Annotated in this window: 18 protein-coding genes and 1 tRNA gene; 7 read left to right on the forward strand and 12 right to left on the reverse strand. The window is 61.5% G+C overall.

All coding sequences use genetic code 11. The features are described 5' to 3' along the window. Position 1: 1 nt before the first annotated feature. Complete coding sequence (locus NCG91_RS25500; protein WP_251351720.1) at positions 2 to 1,687, reverse strand: methyl-accepting chemotaxis protein; 1,686 nt, start codon at positions 1,685 to 1,687, stop codon at positions 2 to 4. Positions 1,688 to 2,237: 550 nt separating this feature from the next. On the opposite strand from NCG91_RS25500, the gene NCG91_RS25505 reads away from it, so the two are divergent. Further along, positions 2,238 to 2,957, forward strand: coding sequence for a Crp/Fnr family transcriptional regulator (locus tag NCG91_RS25505; RefSeq protein WP_035828139.1), 720 nt, complete (start codon positions 2,238 to 2,240; stop codon positions 2,955 to 2,957). A gap of 68 nt (positions 2,958 to 3,025) precedes the next feature. Next, entirely contained in the window at positions 3,026 to 3,637 is a 612-nt protein-coding gene (locus tag NCG91_RS25510; protein WP_251351721.1) for a glutathione S-transferase, read from the forward strand. 11 nt (positions 3,638 to 3,648) lie between these two features. On the opposite strand, the gene NCG91_RS25515 is transcribed toward NCG91_RS25510, so the two are convergent. Then, entirely contained in the window at positions 3,649 to 4,065 is a 417-nt protein-coding gene (locus NCG91_RS25515) for a GFA family protein (RefSeq protein ID WP_251351722.1), read from the reverse strand. 119 nt (positions 4,066 to 4,184) lie between these two features. Here NCG91_RS25515 and NCG91_RS25520 point away from each other — a divergent pair, with 119 nt between their 5' ends. The 3 genes from NCG91_RS25520 to NCG91_RS25530 are packed head-to-tail and all read left to right on the forward strand — an operon-like array spanning position 4,185 to position 5,562. Further along, entirely contained in the window at positions 4,185 to 4,679 is a 495-nt protein-coding gene (locus tag NCG91_RS25520; protein ID WP_251351723.1) for a DUF4265 domain-containing protein, read from the forward strand. 32 nt (positions 4,680 to 4,711) lie between these two features. Next, complete coding sequence (locus NCG91_RS25525) at positions 4,712 to 5,173, forward strand: BPSL0067 family protein (protein WP_251351724.1); 462 nt, start codon at positions 4,712 to 4,714, stop codon at positions 5,171 to 5,173. Continuing rightward, entirely contained in the window at positions 5,170 to 5,562 is a 393-nt protein-coding gene (locus NCG91_RS25530; protein WP_251351725.1) for an STY0301 family protein, read from the forward strand. The genes NCG91_RS25525 and NCG91_RS25530 overlap by 4 nt, the downstream gene beginning before the upstream one ends. Positions 5,563 to 5,629: 67 nt before the next feature. Here NCG91_RS25530 and NCG91_RS25535 read toward each other — a convergent pair whose 3' ends face one another. Together NCG91_RS25535 and NCG91_RS25540 are read right to left on the reverse strand one after the other, a co-directional pair. After that, complete coding sequence (locus NCG91_RS25535) at positions 5,630 to 6,142, reverse strand: DUF2947 family protein (RefSeq protein ID WP_251351726.1); 513 nt, start codon at positions 6,140 to 6,142, stop codon at positions 5,630 to 5,632. Between the two features lie 5 nt (positions 6,143 to 6,147). After that, positions 6,148 to 6,873 (reverse strand): pyridoxine 5'-phosphate synthase, encoded by a 726-nt coding sequence (locus tag NCG91_RS25540; protein ID WP_251351727.1) that lies wholly within the window; start codon positions 6,871 to 6,873, stop codon positions 6,148 to 6,150. Between the two features lie 131 nt (positions 6,874 to 7,004). Between NCG91_RS25540 and NCG91_RS25545 the strand changes: the two genes are divergently transcribed. Together NCG91_RS25545 and NCG91_RS25550 are read left to right on the forward strand one after the other, a co-directional pair. Continuing rightward, complete coding sequence (locus tag NCG91_RS25545; RefSeq protein ID WP_099666648.1) at positions 7,005 to 7,718, forward strand: YjjG family noncanonical pyrimidine nucleotidase; 714 nt, start codon at positions 7,005 to 7,007, stop codon at positions 7,716 to 7,718. 97 nt (positions 7,719 to 7,815) lie between these two features. Beyond that, the gene (locus NCG91_RS25550; protein ID WP_251351728.1) at positions 7,816 to 8,292 is read left to right on the forward strand and encodes a DUF2726 domain-containing protein; all 477 of its coding nucleotides are present in this window, start codon (positions 7,816 to 7,818) and stop codon (positions 8,290 to 8,292) included. 15 nt (positions 8,293 to 8,307) lie between these two features. On the opposite strand, the gene NCG91_RS25555 is transcribed toward NCG91_RS25550, so the two are convergent. From NCG91_RS25555 to ybiB, 8 genes are all read right to left on the reverse strand, one after another. Continuing rightward, positions 8,308 to 8,643, reverse strand: a complete 336-nt coding sequence (locus NCG91_RS25555) for an FKBP-type peptidyl-prolyl cis-trans isomerase (RefSeq protein ID WP_251351729.1) — start codon at positions 8,641 to 8,643, stop codon at positions 8,308 to 8,310. 101 nt (positions 8,644 to 8,744) lie between these two features. Further along, positions 8,745 to 8,823, reverse strand: a tRNA-Ile gene (locus NCG91_RS25560). A gap of 109 nt (positions 8,824 to 8,932) precedes the next feature. Further along, on the reverse strand, positions 8,933 to 11,173 hold the full coding sequence (gene rpoD, locus NCG91_RS25565; RefSeq protein WP_099666644.1) for an RNA polymerase sigma factor RpoD: 2,241 nt from the start codon (positions 11,171 to 11,173) through the stop codon (positions 8,933 to 8,935). Positions 11,174 to 11,637: 464 nt separating this feature from the next. Then, entirely contained in the window at positions 11,638 to 13,434 is a 1,797-nt protein-coding gene (gene dnaG, locus NCG91_RS25570) for a DNA primase (protein ID WP_099666643.1), read from the reverse strand. Between the two features lie 130 nt (positions 13,435 to 13,564). Continuing rightward, positions 13,565 to 14,017 carry a GatB/YqeY domain-containing protein gene (locus tag NCG91_RS25575; protein ID WP_251351730.1) on the reverse strand — a complete coding sequence of 151 codons (453 nt, stop codon included), beginning with the start codon at positions 14,015 to 14,017 and terminating at the stop codon, positions 13,565 to 13,567. 195 nt (positions 14,018 to 14,212) lie between these two features. Further along, a complete protein-coding gene (gene rpsU, locus NCG91_RS25580; RefSeq protein ID WP_008451879.1) occupies positions 14,213 to 14,425 on the reverse strand; it encodes a 30S ribosomal protein S21 in 213 nt (70 codons plus the stop codon). Positions 14,426 to 14,608: 183 nt separating this feature from the next. Further along, positions 14,609 to 15,823 carry a BaiN/RdsA family NAD(P)/FAD-dependent oxidoreductase gene (locus tag NCG91_RS25585; RefSeq protein ID WP_251351731.1) on the reverse strand — a complete coding sequence of 405 codons (1,215 nt, stop codon included), beginning with the start codon at positions 15,821 to 15,823 and terminating at the stop codon, positions 14,609 to 14,611. Between the two features lie 56 nt (positions 15,824 to 15,879). After that, positions 15,880 to 16,872, reverse strand: coding sequence for a DNA-binding protein YbiB (gene ybiB / locus NCG91_RS25590; RefSeq protein ID WP_251351732.1), 993 nt, complete (start codon positions 16,870 to 16,872; stop codon positions 15,880 to 15,882). Positions 16,873 to 16,935 lie beyond the last annotated feature (63 nt).

Here is a 16,935-nt window from a genome sequence, read left to right on the forward strand (position 1 = left end):
ATTAAAAGCTTTCCCACTCATCCACTGGCGCAGTACGTCGCGCCGTGCTGGCCAGTTGATGCGGCGCCGCTGGCGGCACCGCGGCTGCCGGCGCCTTGACGGCGGCGGGCGCGCGCGGCCCGGTTGCAAAGGTGCTGGCCGCGTCGAGCTTGAAGATGCTGACCACGGCGCTCAGGCTGGCGGCCTGCTCCTGCATCGATTCGGCCGCTGCCGCCGCCTCTTCCACCAGGGCCGCATTTTGCTGCGTCACCTGGTCCATCTGGGCGATGGCCTGGTTCACCTGCTCGATACCGGCGCTCTGCTCGCTGCTGGCGGCTGTGATCTCGCTCATGATGTCCGTCACGCGGGTGATGCTGGCAACGATGTCATCCATCGTGCGGCCCGCCTGGTCCACCAGTTTCGATCCCGCCTCGACTTTCTCGACCGAATCGCCGATCAGGACCTTGATATCCTTGGCCGCGGCGGCCGAGCGTTGCGCGAGGTTGCGCACTTCCGTGGCGACGACGGCAAAGCCGCGCCCCTGTTCGCCCGCGCGCGCCGCCTCGACGGCCGCATTCAGGGCCAGGATATTGGTTTGGAAAGCAATGCCGTCGATGACGGCGATGATGTCGACAATCTTGCGCGATGAAGCATTGATCGACGCCATCGTGCCCACCACTTCGCCGACCACCTTGCCGCCCTCGATGGCGATGCTCGACGAGGTCAGCGCCATGGTGTTGGCCTGGCGCGCATTGTCCGCATTCTGCTTCACGGTCGACGTCAACTCTTCCATCGACGAGGCTGTTTCTTCCAGCGAACTGGCCTGCTCTTCCGTACGCGACGACAAATCCTGGTTGCCGGCGGCAATCTGGCTCGACGCCGTGGCGATGGTATCGGTGCCGCTGCGCACCTGGCCCACCAGCGTCTGCAGGCTGGCATTCATGTCTTTCAGGGCCTGCATCAATTGCCCCGTTTCGTCTTGCGATTGCACAACGATGTGCGCCGTCAAATCGCCGGCCGCCACCTGGCGCGCCACACCGACGGCCGCGATCAAAGGACGCGCCACGCTGCGCGCCACCCACAGCGCCAGCAGCATGCCGATGACGACGATGCCCACCAGCAAACCGATCAGGCTGGCGCGCGAGGCCGCATAGGTTGCGTCGGCGCTGGCGCTCGAGCGCACGCCGCCATCCGTATTGATCGACACCAGTTTATCGAGGACCGTCATCATGTCCGTCATGACCTGGGCAGACGGCCCCACGGCCAGGGCGCGCGCCTCTTCCTTTTTCATCTCGCGCGACAGGCTCAGCATGGTTGCGTGCAGGCGCATGAATTCATCGTTGAGCGCCAGGAAGCGCTCGAACACTTCCTTCTCGCCCGGCTCCGAGATCAGGCTGCGGTACTTGTCGCCGTCCACCTTCAGCTTGGCCTGGGTTTCCGTCATGCGCGTTTCATTCTGCGCCATGTCGGCATCCTGTGCGGCCAGCATGTGCGCCAGTTCCCAGCGGCGGAAATCGCTGACGTCGCTGCGCATGGACATGGCCGCCAGCACGCTGGGCATCCAATTATCAGACAGATCCGTCGACGCGGTATTGATGCGCGCCATGGAAAAGATCGCCGACACGCCCAGCGCGGCCGTCAACAGCAGCACGGCGCCAAACGACAAGATCAGCTTGGTGGCAATTTTCAAATCAAAAAACCATTTCATGCGTTGCTTTCCTTCATAAACGGGTAAACGGGACAAGACCGCGGGACAAGACAGCCGCGCGCTGGCAAAGGCACGGCGCGCGCAGTGAGGGCAGGCTGCGGGAAAGGGAGCAGTGATGGAGAGCAAGTGCAGCAACTCATACCGGCACAAACCAAATTTCCGCAGTGCAACATTTTATCACCGTCGCACCAGACGCAGAGTGGTTTGATCGCGGCATGCGGCCAAAGTTCGCGGATAGCGTGGCGTATTTTTGCCCAAGTGCGGCTGTTTCCACAGGGAAAAATGCAGGAACAGGCGTAGGAGTCGGATGACACGAGGCAATGTTCCTAGCCTACATAAGCGCGTCGGCTCATCCGATGCCCGTCCGCAGCCCCCGGTTCTATAGTGGATACAAGATTCAGCACAACGCTAGCAAGCCAGAAAAGCAGCGCCATCCAACAAAATCAGAAGACGAGGCCCTACCATGTACAAAGCTTATAGCAACCTGACACCAGCAACGAATACCCACGCCGCCGTCCAGCACAACTGGCAAGCCGCTCCCGCCACGCCCATGATCAGCATCACGGGCGCGCAACAGAACGAATTGCTGCGCGCCTTGTCGCGCGCCGATCTGGAGCGCCTGTTTTGCCAACTGGAATTGGTCGCCCTGCCTGCCGGCAAGCACCTGTTCGACTGTGGCGGCAAGATTGAATACACGTACTTCCCCACCAACGCCATCGTTTCCCTGCTGTATGTGATGGAAGACGGCGCCACCACCGAGATCGCCGTCATCGGCCGCGAAGGCGTGGCCGGCGTGGTGCTGTACGAAGCCGAGCGCGCCACCTGCACGGCCATCGTGCAAACGGCCGGCTACGGTTACCGCCTGAAAACAGCCTTCCTGCGGGAAGTGTTCAATGAAGGCGGCGCGCTGGCGCAATTGCTGATGCGCTATACCAGCGCCATGTTTGCGCAAATGGCACAGAACGTGGTGGGCGGCCGTCATTGCAGCATCGAGCAAAAGCTGTGCCGCTGGCTGCTCGACCGCCTCGACCGTTCGCTGTCGAACGAGCTGAAGGTGACGCAAGACACCATGGCCAACATGCTGGGCGTGCGCCGCGAAAGCGTCACCGTCACGGCCCGCAAGCTGCAGGACGAAGGCTTGATCCAGTACCGCCGCGGCACGGTCGAAGTGCTCGACCGCGAAGGCCTGGAAGCGGCCGCCGGCAATTGCTACAAGGCAGCCCGCGCCGGTTTCGAACAATTCCGCAGCGGCATCAGCGCACACAATTAAGCACGACGCTGGCCAGCGGGCAGGCAAGCGGGTATCGTAGATACTCCTGACTACCCCGGAGACTGGCCATGAAACTGATCGGTATGCTCGACTCGCCCTATGTGCGCAGGGTCGCCATCTGTTTGCAACTGCAGGGAATTTCCTACGAGCACTTGCCGCTCTCCGTGTTCCGCAACATGGATGCCGTGCGCGAGATCAACCCCGTCATCAAGGTACCGACCCTGGTACTGGACGACGGGCAAGTGCTGATGGATTCCACCTTGATCCTGCAATATCTGTCGCTGCTGCGTCCGGACACCGTCGTCCCCGCCCTCACCCTCACCGACAGCGTGCGCGCGCTGCGCCTGACGGGCCTGGCCCTGGCCGCCTATGAAAAAGCCGTGCAGATCGTCTACGAACGCAAGCTGCGTCCGCTCGACAAGCAACACGCGCCGTGGCTGGAACGGGTCAGCATGCAACTGCATGCCGCCTGGAACGCGCTGGAACAGGAATGCGCGCACCTGCCCCTGCCTGGCGAGACGGGCAATATCGACCAGGCGGGCGTGACCATCGCCGTCGGCTGGAGCTTCGCCCAGCTGGAAACGTCCGATATCGTCAAGCCCAGCGATTACCCGGCCATCCACGCCTACACGCGCTCGGCGGAAACCCTGCCCGCCTTCCTGGCCACGCCGCCAGTCTGACGCGCTGGGGGCTATTTGCCTGCGCCGCCCGGCCCGGGGACAGCGGCGGCCGGATCGAAGTGCCACCAGAGCGGCCTGACATCGTCAAACGCGTGATAGTCGGGCGCAAAGGCCGCCCGGGCAGGATCATCAAAGCTGCCCACCAGCAAGGCCACCGTCGGCGCATTGTCGATGGCGCCGATGGAACTGCCGCACGCGGCGCAAAAGGCCCGGCTGGAATACTCGGAAGAACGGTATGTTGCCGGTGCACCGGCCGAACCCGTCCAACGCACTTGATCGCGCGCAAACTCCATCCACGCCACCGTCGGCGCGCCCGTATGCTGCTGGCAATTGCGGCAGGAACAGCTGTGCGGATTGCTGCCCTCGCCGGTCACTTCAAAGCGCACCGCGCCACATAGACAGCCGCCTGTTTGCACCACATTCTCCATCGCTTCTCCTCGTTTGCACCGTTGCGTGCCCTGCCAGCAGATACGTACCCGGTACAATATTGCCATAATCCCCCCTGGCGCAGCCCAAAGTACGCGGCGCCGGCACTATGAAAGAATAAATGGAAGACATCAATTGCGAAGGCTTGCCGCACATCCGCGTACTGGCAGGCGAAAACACCAGCGGTCCCGTCTATGAAACCCTGCCGGCGCGCCAGATCGACGAGCACGTCTACGAACTGCTGGCCTCGCCCGGCCTGACCCTGAACCTGGCGCGCGGCGACATCGTCAACATCGCCGACCCGCTCGCCCCCGCCGAAGTACTGAAGCGCGGTGGCAACTTCTGCATCCATATCTACGACGCCGACGAGGTGTCGCAAGAGGCAGTGGACCAGCTCGAGCGCGACGTGCAAAACCAGCTGGGCGGCACCCTGGATGGCCAGTACAAGGGCAACCTCACCTTCAGCGTGCCGGGCCACCATGGCATCTACAACGTCAACGGTCCCTTTGACGCCTTCCGCGAAGCGACGGGCGTGGAATGGTACTTCGCCAATATCTACGTCAACCTCGATGACGACGATGATGAAACCTTGCTCAACTGGTGGGTGGATATGTAAGGTTGTCCGTGCACCAGGCGGAGCCATGACACATGTCAATGTTCTGTATTGCTCTGGCACACATCAAGCTGCTTGCCCGCGCCTTGCATACGCTCTCTCTATCGTCAACCACAGAGAGCAACGATATGCCCTACATTGCGCGCGCCGACTATGCGAAGCAAAAAGAAATCGTGGGAAATGGCGAGTGTGTCACGCTGGCAAGGCGCCTCACCGGCGCCCGTGCCTCTTCGCTTTGGCGCGAAGGTGACAAAGTGCCGGACCTGCTGGAACACGGCGGCATCGCGAAAGGCACGCTGATTGCCACCTTCGTCAATGGCCGCTATCAGAATCTGCGGCAGGGCAATCATGCGGCGCTGTTCATCCGCCAGGTACCTGGCGGCATAGAAATTTTCGACCAGTGGCGTCACCACAAGCCCAGCGCCCGCGTGATCTACTTTGGGCGTTCGGCGGCCGGGGCATCGAATCGTCCCGAACTCTATTCGGTAGTGGAATGAAGCTGCTCGCACTGTTGGCATTGACCATCGCTGCCGCGGCGATGCGGCCAGCTGCCGCAGTCCCCCTTTCTTGCCCGCAAGCACCTCCCTCAAGCTGGAACCTGCCGGCCAGCAAACTCGATGGCGTACGCGTGCTGTCCTATCCGTCGGATCAGCCGCCAGCAGCTGGCGAAGCCTTGCCTATCCTGGCCCCGGACAAGGAATGGACACGCAACGGCACCTTGCATCAACGCTGGGACATCAATTTTGATGCGCCCGAGTATCTGTTTCAGGTGGACTGCCTGTATGCGGGTACCGAACGCTACCTGCGCATGGCATTGCCAGGCGTCAAACAGTGCGTCGCAGCCATTGCACAGCGAACGAAAATGGTCAGGTTTCAGTGCAATTAGACAACGCGCCTGGCATTCAGCGCAGTCGATACCGCTACCGAATGGACGCATGAGTCTATCGTTCCGGTTAAACGGACTGCAGCTTGTCCTCGCCACCCGCCAGCGCCCCATGCGGCCGGCACCAGACGAACTTGCCGGTCACTGGCTGGTACAGCAAGGGACTTTCATCGGAAATGGCCAGCAAGCAAGGCCAGCATGCGGCAAGCGCGGCGGGTGTCAGCGCATAGGCGCGCTCCCGGCTGACCATGAACAGGACGGGGGCCGCCCCGGCAGCGTGAAAGTGGGAAGCGAGAAAGGCGGCCACGCGTCCCGATTGCGCCGGGTGCTCGCTGGAAACGGCATCAAACTCGGCCAGCCAGTCCGGCCCCGATACCGTTGGCTGCAGGCGGTGTCCATCGCGCAACTGCATCGGGTGCGTTTCAGCGGGCTGGGCCGACACATGGCGCGTCCACAACTGCGCCGCGGCGTGGGGCGTCAGCGCTTGCACTTGCGCCAGCATCTGTGCCGACATGGAAAAATCGGCATCGAAGAACGGCCAGTCCGCTTCAGGTTGCAGCGGCCGGCCAGCATCGTCCTCCAAGACTCCTACGATTGACATATCTCAAGGTAGCGGCCCAGCACCTTGTCCATGCCCTGCTCGATGCACTCGACCACCAACGCGTGGCCGATCGACACTTCCAGGATGCCGGGAATGTCCAGGAAACGCGCCAGATTGTGCAGATCGAGATCATGCCCGGCATTCACGCCCAGTCCCAGCGCCTGCGCCCGCCGCGCCGCCTGCAGATAGGTATCGAATACGGCATCGCCGTGCTCGCTGCCATGGCTTTCGGCAAACCGCTCCGTGTACAGCTCGACCCGCGCCGCGCCCACTTCGCGCGCCCATTCCAGCGCCGGGTAGTCGGCATCGACAAACAGGCTGACGCGGATGCCCAGGTCATTCAATTCCGCAATGACGGGACGCAACAGCGCTGCGTGCTGCTCGATGTCCCAGCCGTGATCGGACGTCAATTGCCCCGGCATGTCCGGCACCAGGGTGCATTGCGCCGGGCGTGCACTTTTCACTATTTCCAGAAATTCCGCCGTCGGATACCCCTCCACATTCAGCTCGCGCCCCCGCTCCGCGCACAGGCGCTGCAAGGGGGCAACATCGTCGTAGCGGGCATGGCGCTGGTCTGGGCGCGGATGCAAGGTGATGCCGGCGGCGCCCAGGTCGAGAAAGCGCGCGGAAAATGCGAGCAGGTCCGGGAAGTTACGGCCGCGCGAATTGCGCAGCAAGGCGATTTTATTGACGTTGACGGAGAGCTGGGTCATGTGCGGGAATGGAATGAAGGTAACAGGTGTGGCAGCGATTGTAGCGGATCGCCCGCGCAGGGCACGTCCAACCGAACTCAGCGCTACGTGCTACGATGCAAGATAGATTTCCACGCTTTCAACAACACACCATGAAATACAAATTATTCCTGTTTGACCTGGACGATACCCTGCTCGACTTCCGGGCGTCCGAAAAACGCTCGTTCCTGCACACCATGCACGAACTGGGCTTGCGCGACGGCATCGACGGCTTGTTTTCCCAATACCAGGCGATCAACGTCGACCTGTGGAAACGTTTCGAAACGGGTGACGTGAGCAAGGATTTCCTGAAGGTGGAGCGCTTCCGCAAGACGTTTGCACTGAACGGCATCGCCATCGACCCGGAACTGGCCAGCCGGCTGTATCTGGATTCCCTGCCGGACACGGTCGTGCTCATCGATGGCGCCAAACAGGTGTGCGAAACCTTGTCGCGCATCGGCGAAGTGGGCATCATCACCAACGGCGTCGAGTCCATCCAGAACCGCCGCATCGCCGCCTCCGGCCTGGGCGACTACATTTCCTTCGTCGCCACCTCCGAAGCGTGCGGCCACGCCAAGCCGGATGTGCGTTTCTTCGAATACGCGGCCAACATGGCGCGCGCATGCAGCAAGGACACGACCATCATCATCGGCGACCGGCTGGACGCCGACATCCTGGGCGCCAACCGCTACGGCATCGACAGTTGCTGGTTCAACCCGGACAGCATGGCCAATACGTCGGCCGCCACCCCTACCTATGAAGTGGCCAGCCTGCAAGACATCGTGCCGGCGCTGGACGTGATGCAGATCAACTTGAAACAGGCTTGATCTTCAACAAAGGCTGCACCTGAAATACGCCGGCAGCGGCACGAAAACACGCTGCAGTTCGCGTACCATCAGGATTCGTCCATCCTGATGCCTGCCCATGCCTTCCTACACCGTCCTGCTCGCCATCGCGGCCTTGCTCCTGCTCTTTGCCATGCTGGCCGTGCGCGGAAACGCGAAGTCCCGTGCGCCGCTGCGGCTGCACAGAAAACCCGTCATGACGGCGCGCGAGCAGCAGATGTATCACCTGCTGCAAACGGCATTGCCGGAATGCACGGTGCTGGCGCAAGTGGCGTTTTCCGCGCTGGTGACGGCGAAGGGATGGGCGAACAGAAACCGTTTCGACCGCAAGGTGGCCGATTTTGTATTGTGCAGCCAGCAACTGCACGTCATCGCCGTGATCGAGCTCGACGACAGCAGCCACAACGGCCGCGAACGCCAGGACAGGGAGCGCGACGCCATGCTCAGGCTGGCCGGCTATGTGACCTTGCGCTATGCCACCTTCCCCACGCAGCAGGCGCTGCGCGCCGATGTCGAGCAACTGCTGCTGAAAAAAGCCGGCGTCGTATCGGCCTGATGACACCATCGCGTATCAATCGCGCGTCAGCACTTCCAGCAACTCGATCTCGAAGACCAAATTGGAGTTTGGCGGAATCAAGCCCACCTGCCGCTCGCCATACGCCAGCGCCGCCGGTACCCACAGCTTGCGCTTGCCGCCCACCTGCATGCCATGCAAACCCAGAATCCAGCCCTGGATCACCTTGTTATTGCTCAACACGCAGCGAAAAGGCTCACCCCGCTTGTGCGACGAGTCAAACTCCGTGCCATCCTCCAGCCAGCCCCGGTAGTGGGCCGTGATCAGTGCACCCCGCGCCGCCGCCTTGCCGTCACCCACCACGATATCTTCCATCTTCACTTCCGCCGTCATCTCGTTTCACCCTAGATAAATCGCAATGCCGCGATTGTACGACAGCACGAAAAAAGCCCCGGCAGTGGCCTGCCGGGGCTCGTTCTATTGCTGCTCAATTCTGGTGGGCCTCCCGTGAGTCGAACACGGCACCAACGGATTATGAGTCCGCTGCTCTAACCAAGCATGAGCTAGAGGCCCAGGGGACTGCGGCGTGGCGGCGCTGTTGAAACCCGCCTCGCGCGGCCGTTTTAGAAACGGACACGCGAGGATAGGGGTATCAGGGGCGCACGTCAAGCCCTATTGGCTTCTAGTTGCCTTCCAAGAAGCTTTTCAGCTTGTCGGAGCGCGATGGGTGGCGCAGCTTGCGCAGCGCCTTGGCTTCGATCTGGCGGATGCGCTCGCGCGTCACGTCAAATTGCTTGCCCACTTCTTCCAGCGTGTGGTCGGTGGACATCTCGATGCCGAAACGCATGCGCAGCACTTTCGCTTCGCGCGGCGTCAGGGAATCGAGCACGTCCTTGACCACGCCCCGCATGGACGCGTGCAGGGCCGCATCGGCCGGCGCCAGGGTGTTGTTGTCCTCGATGAAGTCGCCCAGGTGGGAATCGTCGTCGTCGCCGATCGGCGTTTCCATCGAGATCGGTTCCTTGGCGATTTTCATGATCTTGCGGATCTTGTCCTCGGGCATTTCCATCTTGATCGCCAGGGTGGCCGGATCGGGTTCCGCACCCGTTTCCTGCAGAATCTGGCGGGAAATCCGGTTCATCTTGTTGATCGTCTCGATCATGTGCACGGGAATACGAATCGTGCGCGCCTGGTCGGCGATCGAGCGCGTGATGGCCTGGCGAATCCACCAGGTCGCATACGTGGAGAACTTGTAGCCGCGGCGGTACTCGAACTTGTCGACGGCCTTCATCAGGCCGATATTGCCTTCCTGAATCAAATCGAGGAATTGCAGGCCGCGGTTCGTGTATTTCTTGGCGATCGAAATGACCAGGCGCAAGTTGGCCTCCGTCATTTCGCGTTTGGCCTTGCGCGCCTTCATTTCACCGGCCGCCATCTGGCGGTTGATGTTGCGCAAGTCCGGCAGCGGCAGCACGACCCTCGCCTGCAAGTCGATCAGGCGCTGCTGCAGTTCCTTGACGGTCGGAATGTTGCGGCCCAGGATGGCGCTGTACGCGTGTCCTGCGTTGACTTCGCCATCGACCCAGTCCAGGTTGGTTTCATTGCCCGGGAAGACCTTGATGAAGTGAGCGCGCGGCATGCCGCAGCGGTTCACGGCCACGTCGAGGATTTGCTTCTCGATATGGCGCACTTCGTCGACCTGGCCGCGCAGGGTATCGCACAGCTTTTCCACGACCTTGGCCGTGAAGCGGATGCCCAGCAATTCTTGCGAAATGGCTTCCTGCGCCTTGGCGTACGGTTTCGAGTTGTAGCCTTCTTTTTCGAAGGCGCGGCGCATCTTGTCGAACTGCTGCGAAATGACGGCGAATTTTTCCAGCGCCGTGCGTTTCAGGGTTTCCAGCTGCTCCGCGGAGAAACCGGCGGCGCCCGACGCGCTCGCTTCTTCTTCCTCTTCTTCTTCCTCTTCTTCCGCTTCGCCTTCTTCCTCGTCTTCTTCGACGGGGGCGGCGACGACAGGCGCGGCGGCGACCGGTTCGTTTTCATCGACGAGTCCGTCGACGATTTCGTCGATCTTGATCTCTTCGTTGGCGATGCGGTCGGCGGCGGCGATGATTTCGGCAATCGTCACGGGACAGGCGGAAATGGCCTGGATCATGTCTTTCAAGCCATCTTCGATGCGTTTGGCGATCTCGATCTCGCCTTCGCGCGTCAGCAGCTCGACCGAACCCATTTCGCGCATATACATGCGCACGGGGTCGGTGGTGCGGCCGAAATCGGAGTCGACGGTCGACAATGCGGCCTCGGCCGCTGCTTCCGCCTCGTCATCGCTGGTGACGACGGCAACGTTATCGGACAGCAACAACGTTTCCGCATCGGGCGCGTGCTCGTAGACGGCGATGCCCATGTCATTGAAGGTACCGATGATGCCTTCGATGGCTTCCGGATCGACTATGTTTTCAGGCAAGTGATCGTTGATTTCCGCATACGTCAGGAAACCGCGTTCCTTGCCGAACTTGATCAGGGTCTTGAGTTTCTGGCGCCGGCGCTCGAGTTCTTCCTCGCTCGCTTCCGTATCGGACGAGAACGCGTCTTTCAGCAGCGCGCGCTCCTTCGCCTTGCGGTCCTTGGCCTTGGCCTTGTCGACGGCCTTCAGTTCGGCCCGCTCGACGGCGTTCAGGGCGGCGACTTCATCATTTTCTGGCTGGAATTCTTTTGGCTTGCGGCCGCGGCGGCCTGGCACTTTTACCGACGGCAAGACATAACCGGACGTATCGATGGCTGCCAGGGTGGCAGCGTCGGTGGTCTGGCTGACCACGGGCGCGCTGGTAACGCGCGCTTCTGGCCGGTCGAGCGCCTTTTCGGCTTTCGTGGTAACTTTAGTGGGCTTTGCAGCCGCTTTGGATTCGGGTTTCTTGATTGGCACAGGCGCTTTCGATTACACAACGACTTGCTTTACGGTGGATTAGGATAAAGTTTGCTGCCAGTTCCCTGTCTACCTGCGGGAACCACCATCTTCGAACCTGCCGACTACGCAAATTCGACACTGTTACGTTACTTACACCTCATCGGCCACGATCCGCGGGAAGCGCAGCAATTCCTGTCCACCGGCTGTTGCCAGCCGCCTCGGCAAAAATTCCTGCATCGACCGCGTTGGGAGCGAGAGCCTGGCGCGGCTTGCCAGCGTCTGCGAGCCTTGCCCGCAACGCCGAAAACGCCAGTTGGCCCTGGCTGCCGACACGATCCACCGCGCCGATCAAGAGCCTAACTTACTGAAAACAAATACTATTTACGAAACAGAACTAGCTTGCCAAAGCACACAATACTTAGCATTTAATTATAGCACGCGAAAAATGTTTTTCCAGTGCGCGCCATACCCTCAAGGCAAGGTTAGCGATTCACCAACTCGGCATCGCGCTCGCGTTCCAGCGCCCCCTGCTCCTGCATGATTTCGCGGTAGCGTACACCAATTTTCTCGGATGGCAAACCCGACGCAAACAATTGCTGCAATTCCGCCTTCAAGGCATTCAATTTGATCTCGCGGATGGTGCTCACCAGCCACGACAATTCGCTGTCGTAATCGGATTCCGTACCGGCCGCGATCTCGCCGATGATCTCGTCATACTCGCTGCCCAGCTCCTTCAACTGCTGCGCCAGCGCGGCAAAGCTGCCGTGCTCGCCCAGCGCCTGGCCCACGGCCACCAGTTGCCCCAGGCTGTGCGCCGCATCCGGCCCCAGGTGCTGGAAGGCGGCCAGGGCGGCCTCGTCGATGCGCATCGTCAGCGGCGGATGCGCCACCAGCATGCGCATGATCTTCAATTCCAGGCCGACAGGCACGGGGCGGCCCGATTTCGGCGGCGCGCGATGCGCCACGGCAACGGGTTTCGCCAGCTCGAACAGGGCTTCAATCTCGGCCGGCGTGGACTGCGTCAGCTGCGCCAGTCCCCGCACGATCTGCAGGCGCAGGGACGACGGCGCCATCAGCTGCAGCAGCGGCTTGGCGTCGAACTGCACGCGGGCGCGCCCTTCCGGCTCCGACAGATCATGCTCGCCCGACACTTCTTTCAGCAAAAATTGCGACAGCGGCATGGCTTCATGCACTTGCTGCTCGAAGCCCTCGGCGCCGAATTCGCGGATGTAGCTGTCCGGATCGTGTTCCGACGGCAAGAACAGGAATTTGATGGTTTTATTGTCCGACACGTGGGCCAGGCTCGCTTCCAGCGCGCGGCGCGCGGCGCGGCGGCCGGCCTTGTCGCCGTCGAAGCTGAAAATCACGTTATCCGTCTGGCGCAGCAGTTTTTGCACGTGCGTGGGCGTGCACGCCGTGCCCAGAGTCGCCACGGCTTGCGGGAAACCCATTTGCGCCAAGGCAACGACGTCCATATAGCCTTCCGTCACCAGCACATAGCCGGCGTCGCGGATGGCCTGGCGCGCCTCGAACAAGCCATACAGTTCGAAACCCTTGGAAAACAAGGGGGTTTCCGGCGAGTTCAGGTATTTCGGTTCGCCATGGTCGAGCACGCGGCCGCCAAAGGCGATGACTTGCCCCTTGGTATTGCGAATCGGAAACATGATGCGTTCGCGGAAACGGTCGTAACGCTTGCGATTGTTGCCCTCTTCATCGACCTTGTCGATCACGAGACCGGCCTCGGCCAGTGCCACCACGTCGTAGTCGGGGAAGACGGAGCGCAGGTTGTCCCAGCCGCCGGGCGCGAAGCCCATGCCGAAGCGAGCGGCCACTTCGCCCGTCAAACCCCGGTTTTTGAGGTAGGCGATGGCTTCCGGCGCGTGGCGCAATTGTCCGCGGTAATAATCGCACGCCTGCGTCATGGCGTCGGACAGGGCCAGGCTCTGCGCCTGGATCTGCGCGCGCTGGGCTGGCGGAATTTTATCGTCCGCTTCCGGCACGACCATGCCCACGTTCTGCGCCAGGTCCTTGACGGCGTCGACAAAGCCCATGCCCGAGTACTCGATCAGGAAGCCGATCGAGGTGCCATGCGCACCACAGCCGAAGCAGTGATAGAACTGCTTGGTGGGGCTGACGGTAAAGCTGGGCGATTTTTCACTGTGGAACGGGCACAAGCCCATGAAATTGGCGCCACCTTTTTTCAGTTGCACATAGCGCCCCACGACATCGACGATATCGACGCGGTTGAGCAAATCGGAAATGAAGGATTGAGGTATCACTGGCTAGGGCGGGTCTTGTTATAGGTCAGACTATACTACCGCACGCGGCCTGAGGTTGAGCCAGGTCAACGTGTGGGCTATTAACAGGCTGCCAGCGCGACGACTGGCAGCCCTTGCTACTATTGTATGCTTACGCTGCCGACGTCAAGGCTTTCTTGACCAGGGCGGACACCACCGTCATGTCGGCGCGGCCAGCCAGCTTCGGCTTGACGATGGCCATGACCTTGCCCATGTCTTGCGGACCGGCGGCGCCCGAGGCGGCCACGGCGGCAGCCACTTCGGCCGCCACTTCTTCTTCCGACAGGCCCGCAGGCATGTAGCCGATCAGGTGCACCAGCTCGGCTTTTTCAATGTCGGCCAGGTCGGCACGGCCACCGGCTTCGAACTGGGTGATCGAATCCTTGCGCTGCTTGATCATCTTTTCCACGATGGCCGTCACGTGGGCATCCGTCAATTCGATGCGCTCGTCGACTTCCTTGCGCTTGATTTCCGCCAGCAACAGGCGAATCGTGCCCAGCTTGCCCGCTTCCTTGGCGCGCATGGCGTTTTTCATGTCTTCGGTAATTTGTTCTTTCAAGCTCATGGCAATCCTCGTGTTGGTAAGTGGGGCTCGATGCTGATCTGTGTACTCCAAGCAGGCAGCCACAAAAGCGAAAACCCGCTGCGGCGAACCGGAGCGGGTATGCGACTCATCTGAAGTATCACTTCAGGCGAATCAAAACAAAACCCGTGGCGAACAATGCGCCGAACTACCCGGGTTGGTTCTGACTGAACAGTCTTAGAATAATTTTTTCGGCAGTTGTTGGCTGCGGATGCGTTTGTAATGACGCTTGACAGCAGCTGCCAGCTTGCGCTTGCGCTCAGCTGTTGGCTTTTCGTAGAATTCGCGTGCGCGCAATTCGGTCAGCAGACCCGTTTTTTCGATGGTGCGTTTGAAGCGACGCATTGCGACTTCGAACGGCTCGTTTTCTTTAAGGCGAATAGTGGTCATGTAAAATTCAAACCGTTGAGGTGGTGTATAGGAAGAGATAGATAGTAGCAGCTTTTATTCGGAAAGGGAAGCCCCTCCCCCACTTGCGTGCGGCATGCAGCCTGCGGTCGCTGCCGGAATGTGGCGTAAACCACGCACCGGGGTCGGCGCACCGGGCGCCAGAACCCCATCCTACAGACTTGCTTACTGCAAGGCAATACCTGCCGCCACGCCGGAAGCCCAGGCCCACTGGAAGTTGTAACCGCCCAGCCAGCCCGTCACATCGACCGATTCGCCGATGAAATACAGGCCCGGCACCTTATTCGCCATCATGGTCTGCTGCGACAGTTCGCGCGTGTCGATGCCGCCACGCGTCACTTCGGCCTTGCGGTAGCCTTCGGAACCGTTCGGCACGATGGACCAGGCATTGATGGCCTGGCCCAGCTTGCGCAGCAGCGCGTCGGGCATGTCGGCGATGCGCGCGTCCGGCGCCAGGCCGTTGACGGCCAACAAGCAGTCCGCCAGGCGCTGCGGCAGCCATTGCGCGACGATATTGCCCAGCTGCTTCTTCAAGGTGCCCTTGCCTTCAATCAAGGTCTGCGCCACATCCACTTCCGGCAACAGGTTGACGACGATGGGCTCGCCCGGCAACCAGTAGCTGGAAATCTGCAGAATCGCCGGGCCCGACAAGCCGCGGTGGGTGAACAGCAAATCTTCGCGGAAACGCGCGCCCGTGGCCTTGCGGCCTTTCAGACTGCCCGTTTCCACATCCACTTCCAGCGCGATGCCGGACAGTTCCGCGAACGGCGCCCAGCTGGCCGGGTCGAACGTCAGCGGCACCAGGGCCGGACGGGGTTCGACCATCATCAAATCGAATTGCTTGGCGATGCGGTAGGCGAAATCCGTGGCGCCGATCTTCGGGATCGACAGTCCGCCCGTGGCGATGACGATGCTGGCCGTCTCGATGTCGCCGCTATCCGTCTGCAGCACGAAGCCGCCATCTTCCTGCTGCACAACATTGTCGATCTTGCACGGCATGCGCCAATGCACGCCGCCAGCGGCGCACTCGTCCTTGAGCATGTCGATGATCTGTTCGGCCGATTCATTGCAGAATTGCTGGCCCTTGTGCTTTTCGTGGTAGCCGATCCGGTATTTTTTCACCAGCGCGAGGAAATCCTGCGGCGTGTAGCGCGACAGCGCGCTCTTGCAGAAATGCGGGTTTTCCGAGAGGAAATTTTGTGGCGTGGCGTTAATATTGGTGAAATTACACCGTCCACCACCCGAGATGCGGATCTTTTCGGCCAGCTTGGCCGCGTGATCGATCAACACCACGCGCTTGCCTTGCTGGGCGGCAACAGCCGCACACATCATGCCGGCCGCGCCCGCGCCGATCACTGCCACATCAAATTGTTTTGCCATAAGAATTCCGGTCACCGCTGATTACAAAGACGCCATTGTAAACTGCGGCGGCGCGGCTAGCGCGGCCGTGCTGCAATCTGCCGCGATGCCATCAGGCATTGCTCCACCTGCCCGGCGATCGACGGCGGCACGGGCACCTCGCCGCGCAGCACGGCGGCGATCCAGGCGGCCGTGGTGGCTGCATCGCGCTCGGCCGGCAAGTGCGGCAACTCTTCCACCAGCAACTGTTTTTCCACCAGCACCGTACGTTCGCTCCCGTGAAACCAGTCGATCTGCTGCGCCTTGTTGGCGTTGGCCACCGTTTCTCCCTCCGTGCCGCGCATCAGGAAAGCGTCGCCGCGCGCAGGATCTGATGCAGTCAGGAAATATTCACCGAGCATTTCCAGGTATTCCGGGTGCGTGTACGACACCAGGCGCAGGGCGGGACCGGCGAACGGCTGCATGATTTTCACCAGGGTGTGCGTGGAATTGCGCACGCCCAGCACGCGCCGCAGGGACAGCATGTGCGCCAGGCGCGGCGCCAGCGCAGCGATGGGCAGGAAGGCGGCTTCCCCCCGCGCCATGGCGGCCTCGGCCTGCGCATGGTCCGGCGAGGCGGGCACACCCAGCGCGGCCAGCACTTCGGCCGTCGTGATGCGGCCCGGGTCGCCCGTCACGCCATGCACGAGCACGGGCGCCCCCGCGCGCGCCAGCAGCAGCGCCAGCAAGGCCGTCAGGTTGGCCATCTTGCGGGCGCCGTTGTAGCTGGGAATGATGATGGGCGCGAATTCGCCGGCCGGCGCGGCCAGCGGGACGAATGACGCTTCGGCCGCGTCGAGGAAGCCGGCTATCTCGTCCACGGACTCGCCTTTGATGCGCATCGACAACAAAATGCCGCCCAATTCCAGGTCCGACACGCGGCCCTCGAGCATGGCGCGGTACAGGGCGCGGGCGTCATCGCGCGTCATGCTGCGCGCGCCGTTCTTGCCGCGTCCTATTTCCTTGATGAAACGTGCTGCTGGGAATGGCTCGCCGGCCACATCGGTATGGGGGATGGAAACAGTCGTCATGGCGCCAGTTTACACGGATTCTCCCCCTTGCAGACGGGCTGGAAGAGGCCATGGACGCCAATG

Source organism: Janthinobacterium kumbetense, from assembly GCF_023703445.1.
Classification (GTDB): Bacteria; Pseudomonadota; Gammaproteobacteria; order Burkholderiales; family Burkholderiaceae_D; genus Janthinobacterium; species Janthinobacterium kumbetense.

Coding starts and splice junctions, on each gene's coding strand:
- NCG91_RS25505 (WP_035828139.1), top strand. CDS start 2,238: ATGATCAGCATCACGGGCGCGCAACAGAACGAATTGCTGCGCGCCTTG.
- NCG91_RS25575 (WP_251351730.1), bottom strand. CDS start 14,017: ATGAGCTTGAAAGAACAAATTACCGAAGACATGAAAAACGCCATGCGC.
- NCG91_RS25550 (WP_251351728.1), top strand. CDS start 7,816: ATGCCTTCCTACACCGTCCTGCTCGCCATCGCGGCCTTGCTCCTGCTC.
- NCG91_RS25525 (WP_251351724.1), top strand. CDS start 4,712: ATGTCAATGTTCTGTATTGCTCTGGCACACATCAAGCTGCTTGCCCGC.
- NCG91_RS25510 (WP_251351721.1), top strand. CDS start 3,026: ATGAAACTGATCGGTATGCTCGACTCGCCCTATGTGCGCAGGGTCGCC.
- NCG91_RS25545 (WP_099666648.1), top strand. CDS start 7,005: ATGAAATACAAATTATTCCTGTTTGACCTGGACGATACCCTGCTCGAC.
- NCG91_RS25555 (WP_251351729.1), bottom strand. CDS start 8,643: ATGACGGCGGAAGTGAAGATGGAAGATATCGTGGTGGGTGACGGCAAG.
- NCG91_RS25520 (WP_251351723.1), top strand. CDS start 4,185: ATGGAAGACATCAATTGCGAAGGCTTGCCGCACATCCGCGTACTGGCA.
- NCG91_RS25500 (WP_251351720.1), bottom strand. CDS start 1,687: ATGAAATGGTTTTTTGATTTGAAAATTGCCACCAAGCTGATCTTGTCG.
- NCG91_RS25530 (WP_251351725.1), top strand. CDS start 5,170: ATGAAGCTGCTCGCACTGTTGGCATTGACCATCGCTGCCGCGGCGATG.
- ybiB (WP_251351732.1), bottom strand. CDS start 16,872: ATGACGACTGTTTCCATCCCCCATACCGATGTGGCCGGCGAGCCATTC.
- NCG91_RS25540 (WP_251351727.1), bottom strand. CDS start 6,873: ATGACCCAGCTCTCCGTCAACGTCAATAAAATCGCCTTGCTGCGCAAT.
- NCG91_RS25515 (WP_251351722.1), bottom strand. CDS start 4,065: ATGGAGAATGTGGTGCAAACAGGCGGCTGTCTATGTGGCGCGGTGCGC.
- NCG91_RS25585 (WP_251351731.1), bottom strand. CDS start 15,823: ATGGCAAAACAATTTGATGTGGCAGTGATCGGCGCGGGCGCGGCCGGC.
- rpsU (WP_008451879.1), bottom strand. CDS start 14,425: ATGACCACTATTCGCCTTAAAGAAAACGAGCCGTTCGAAGTCGCAATG.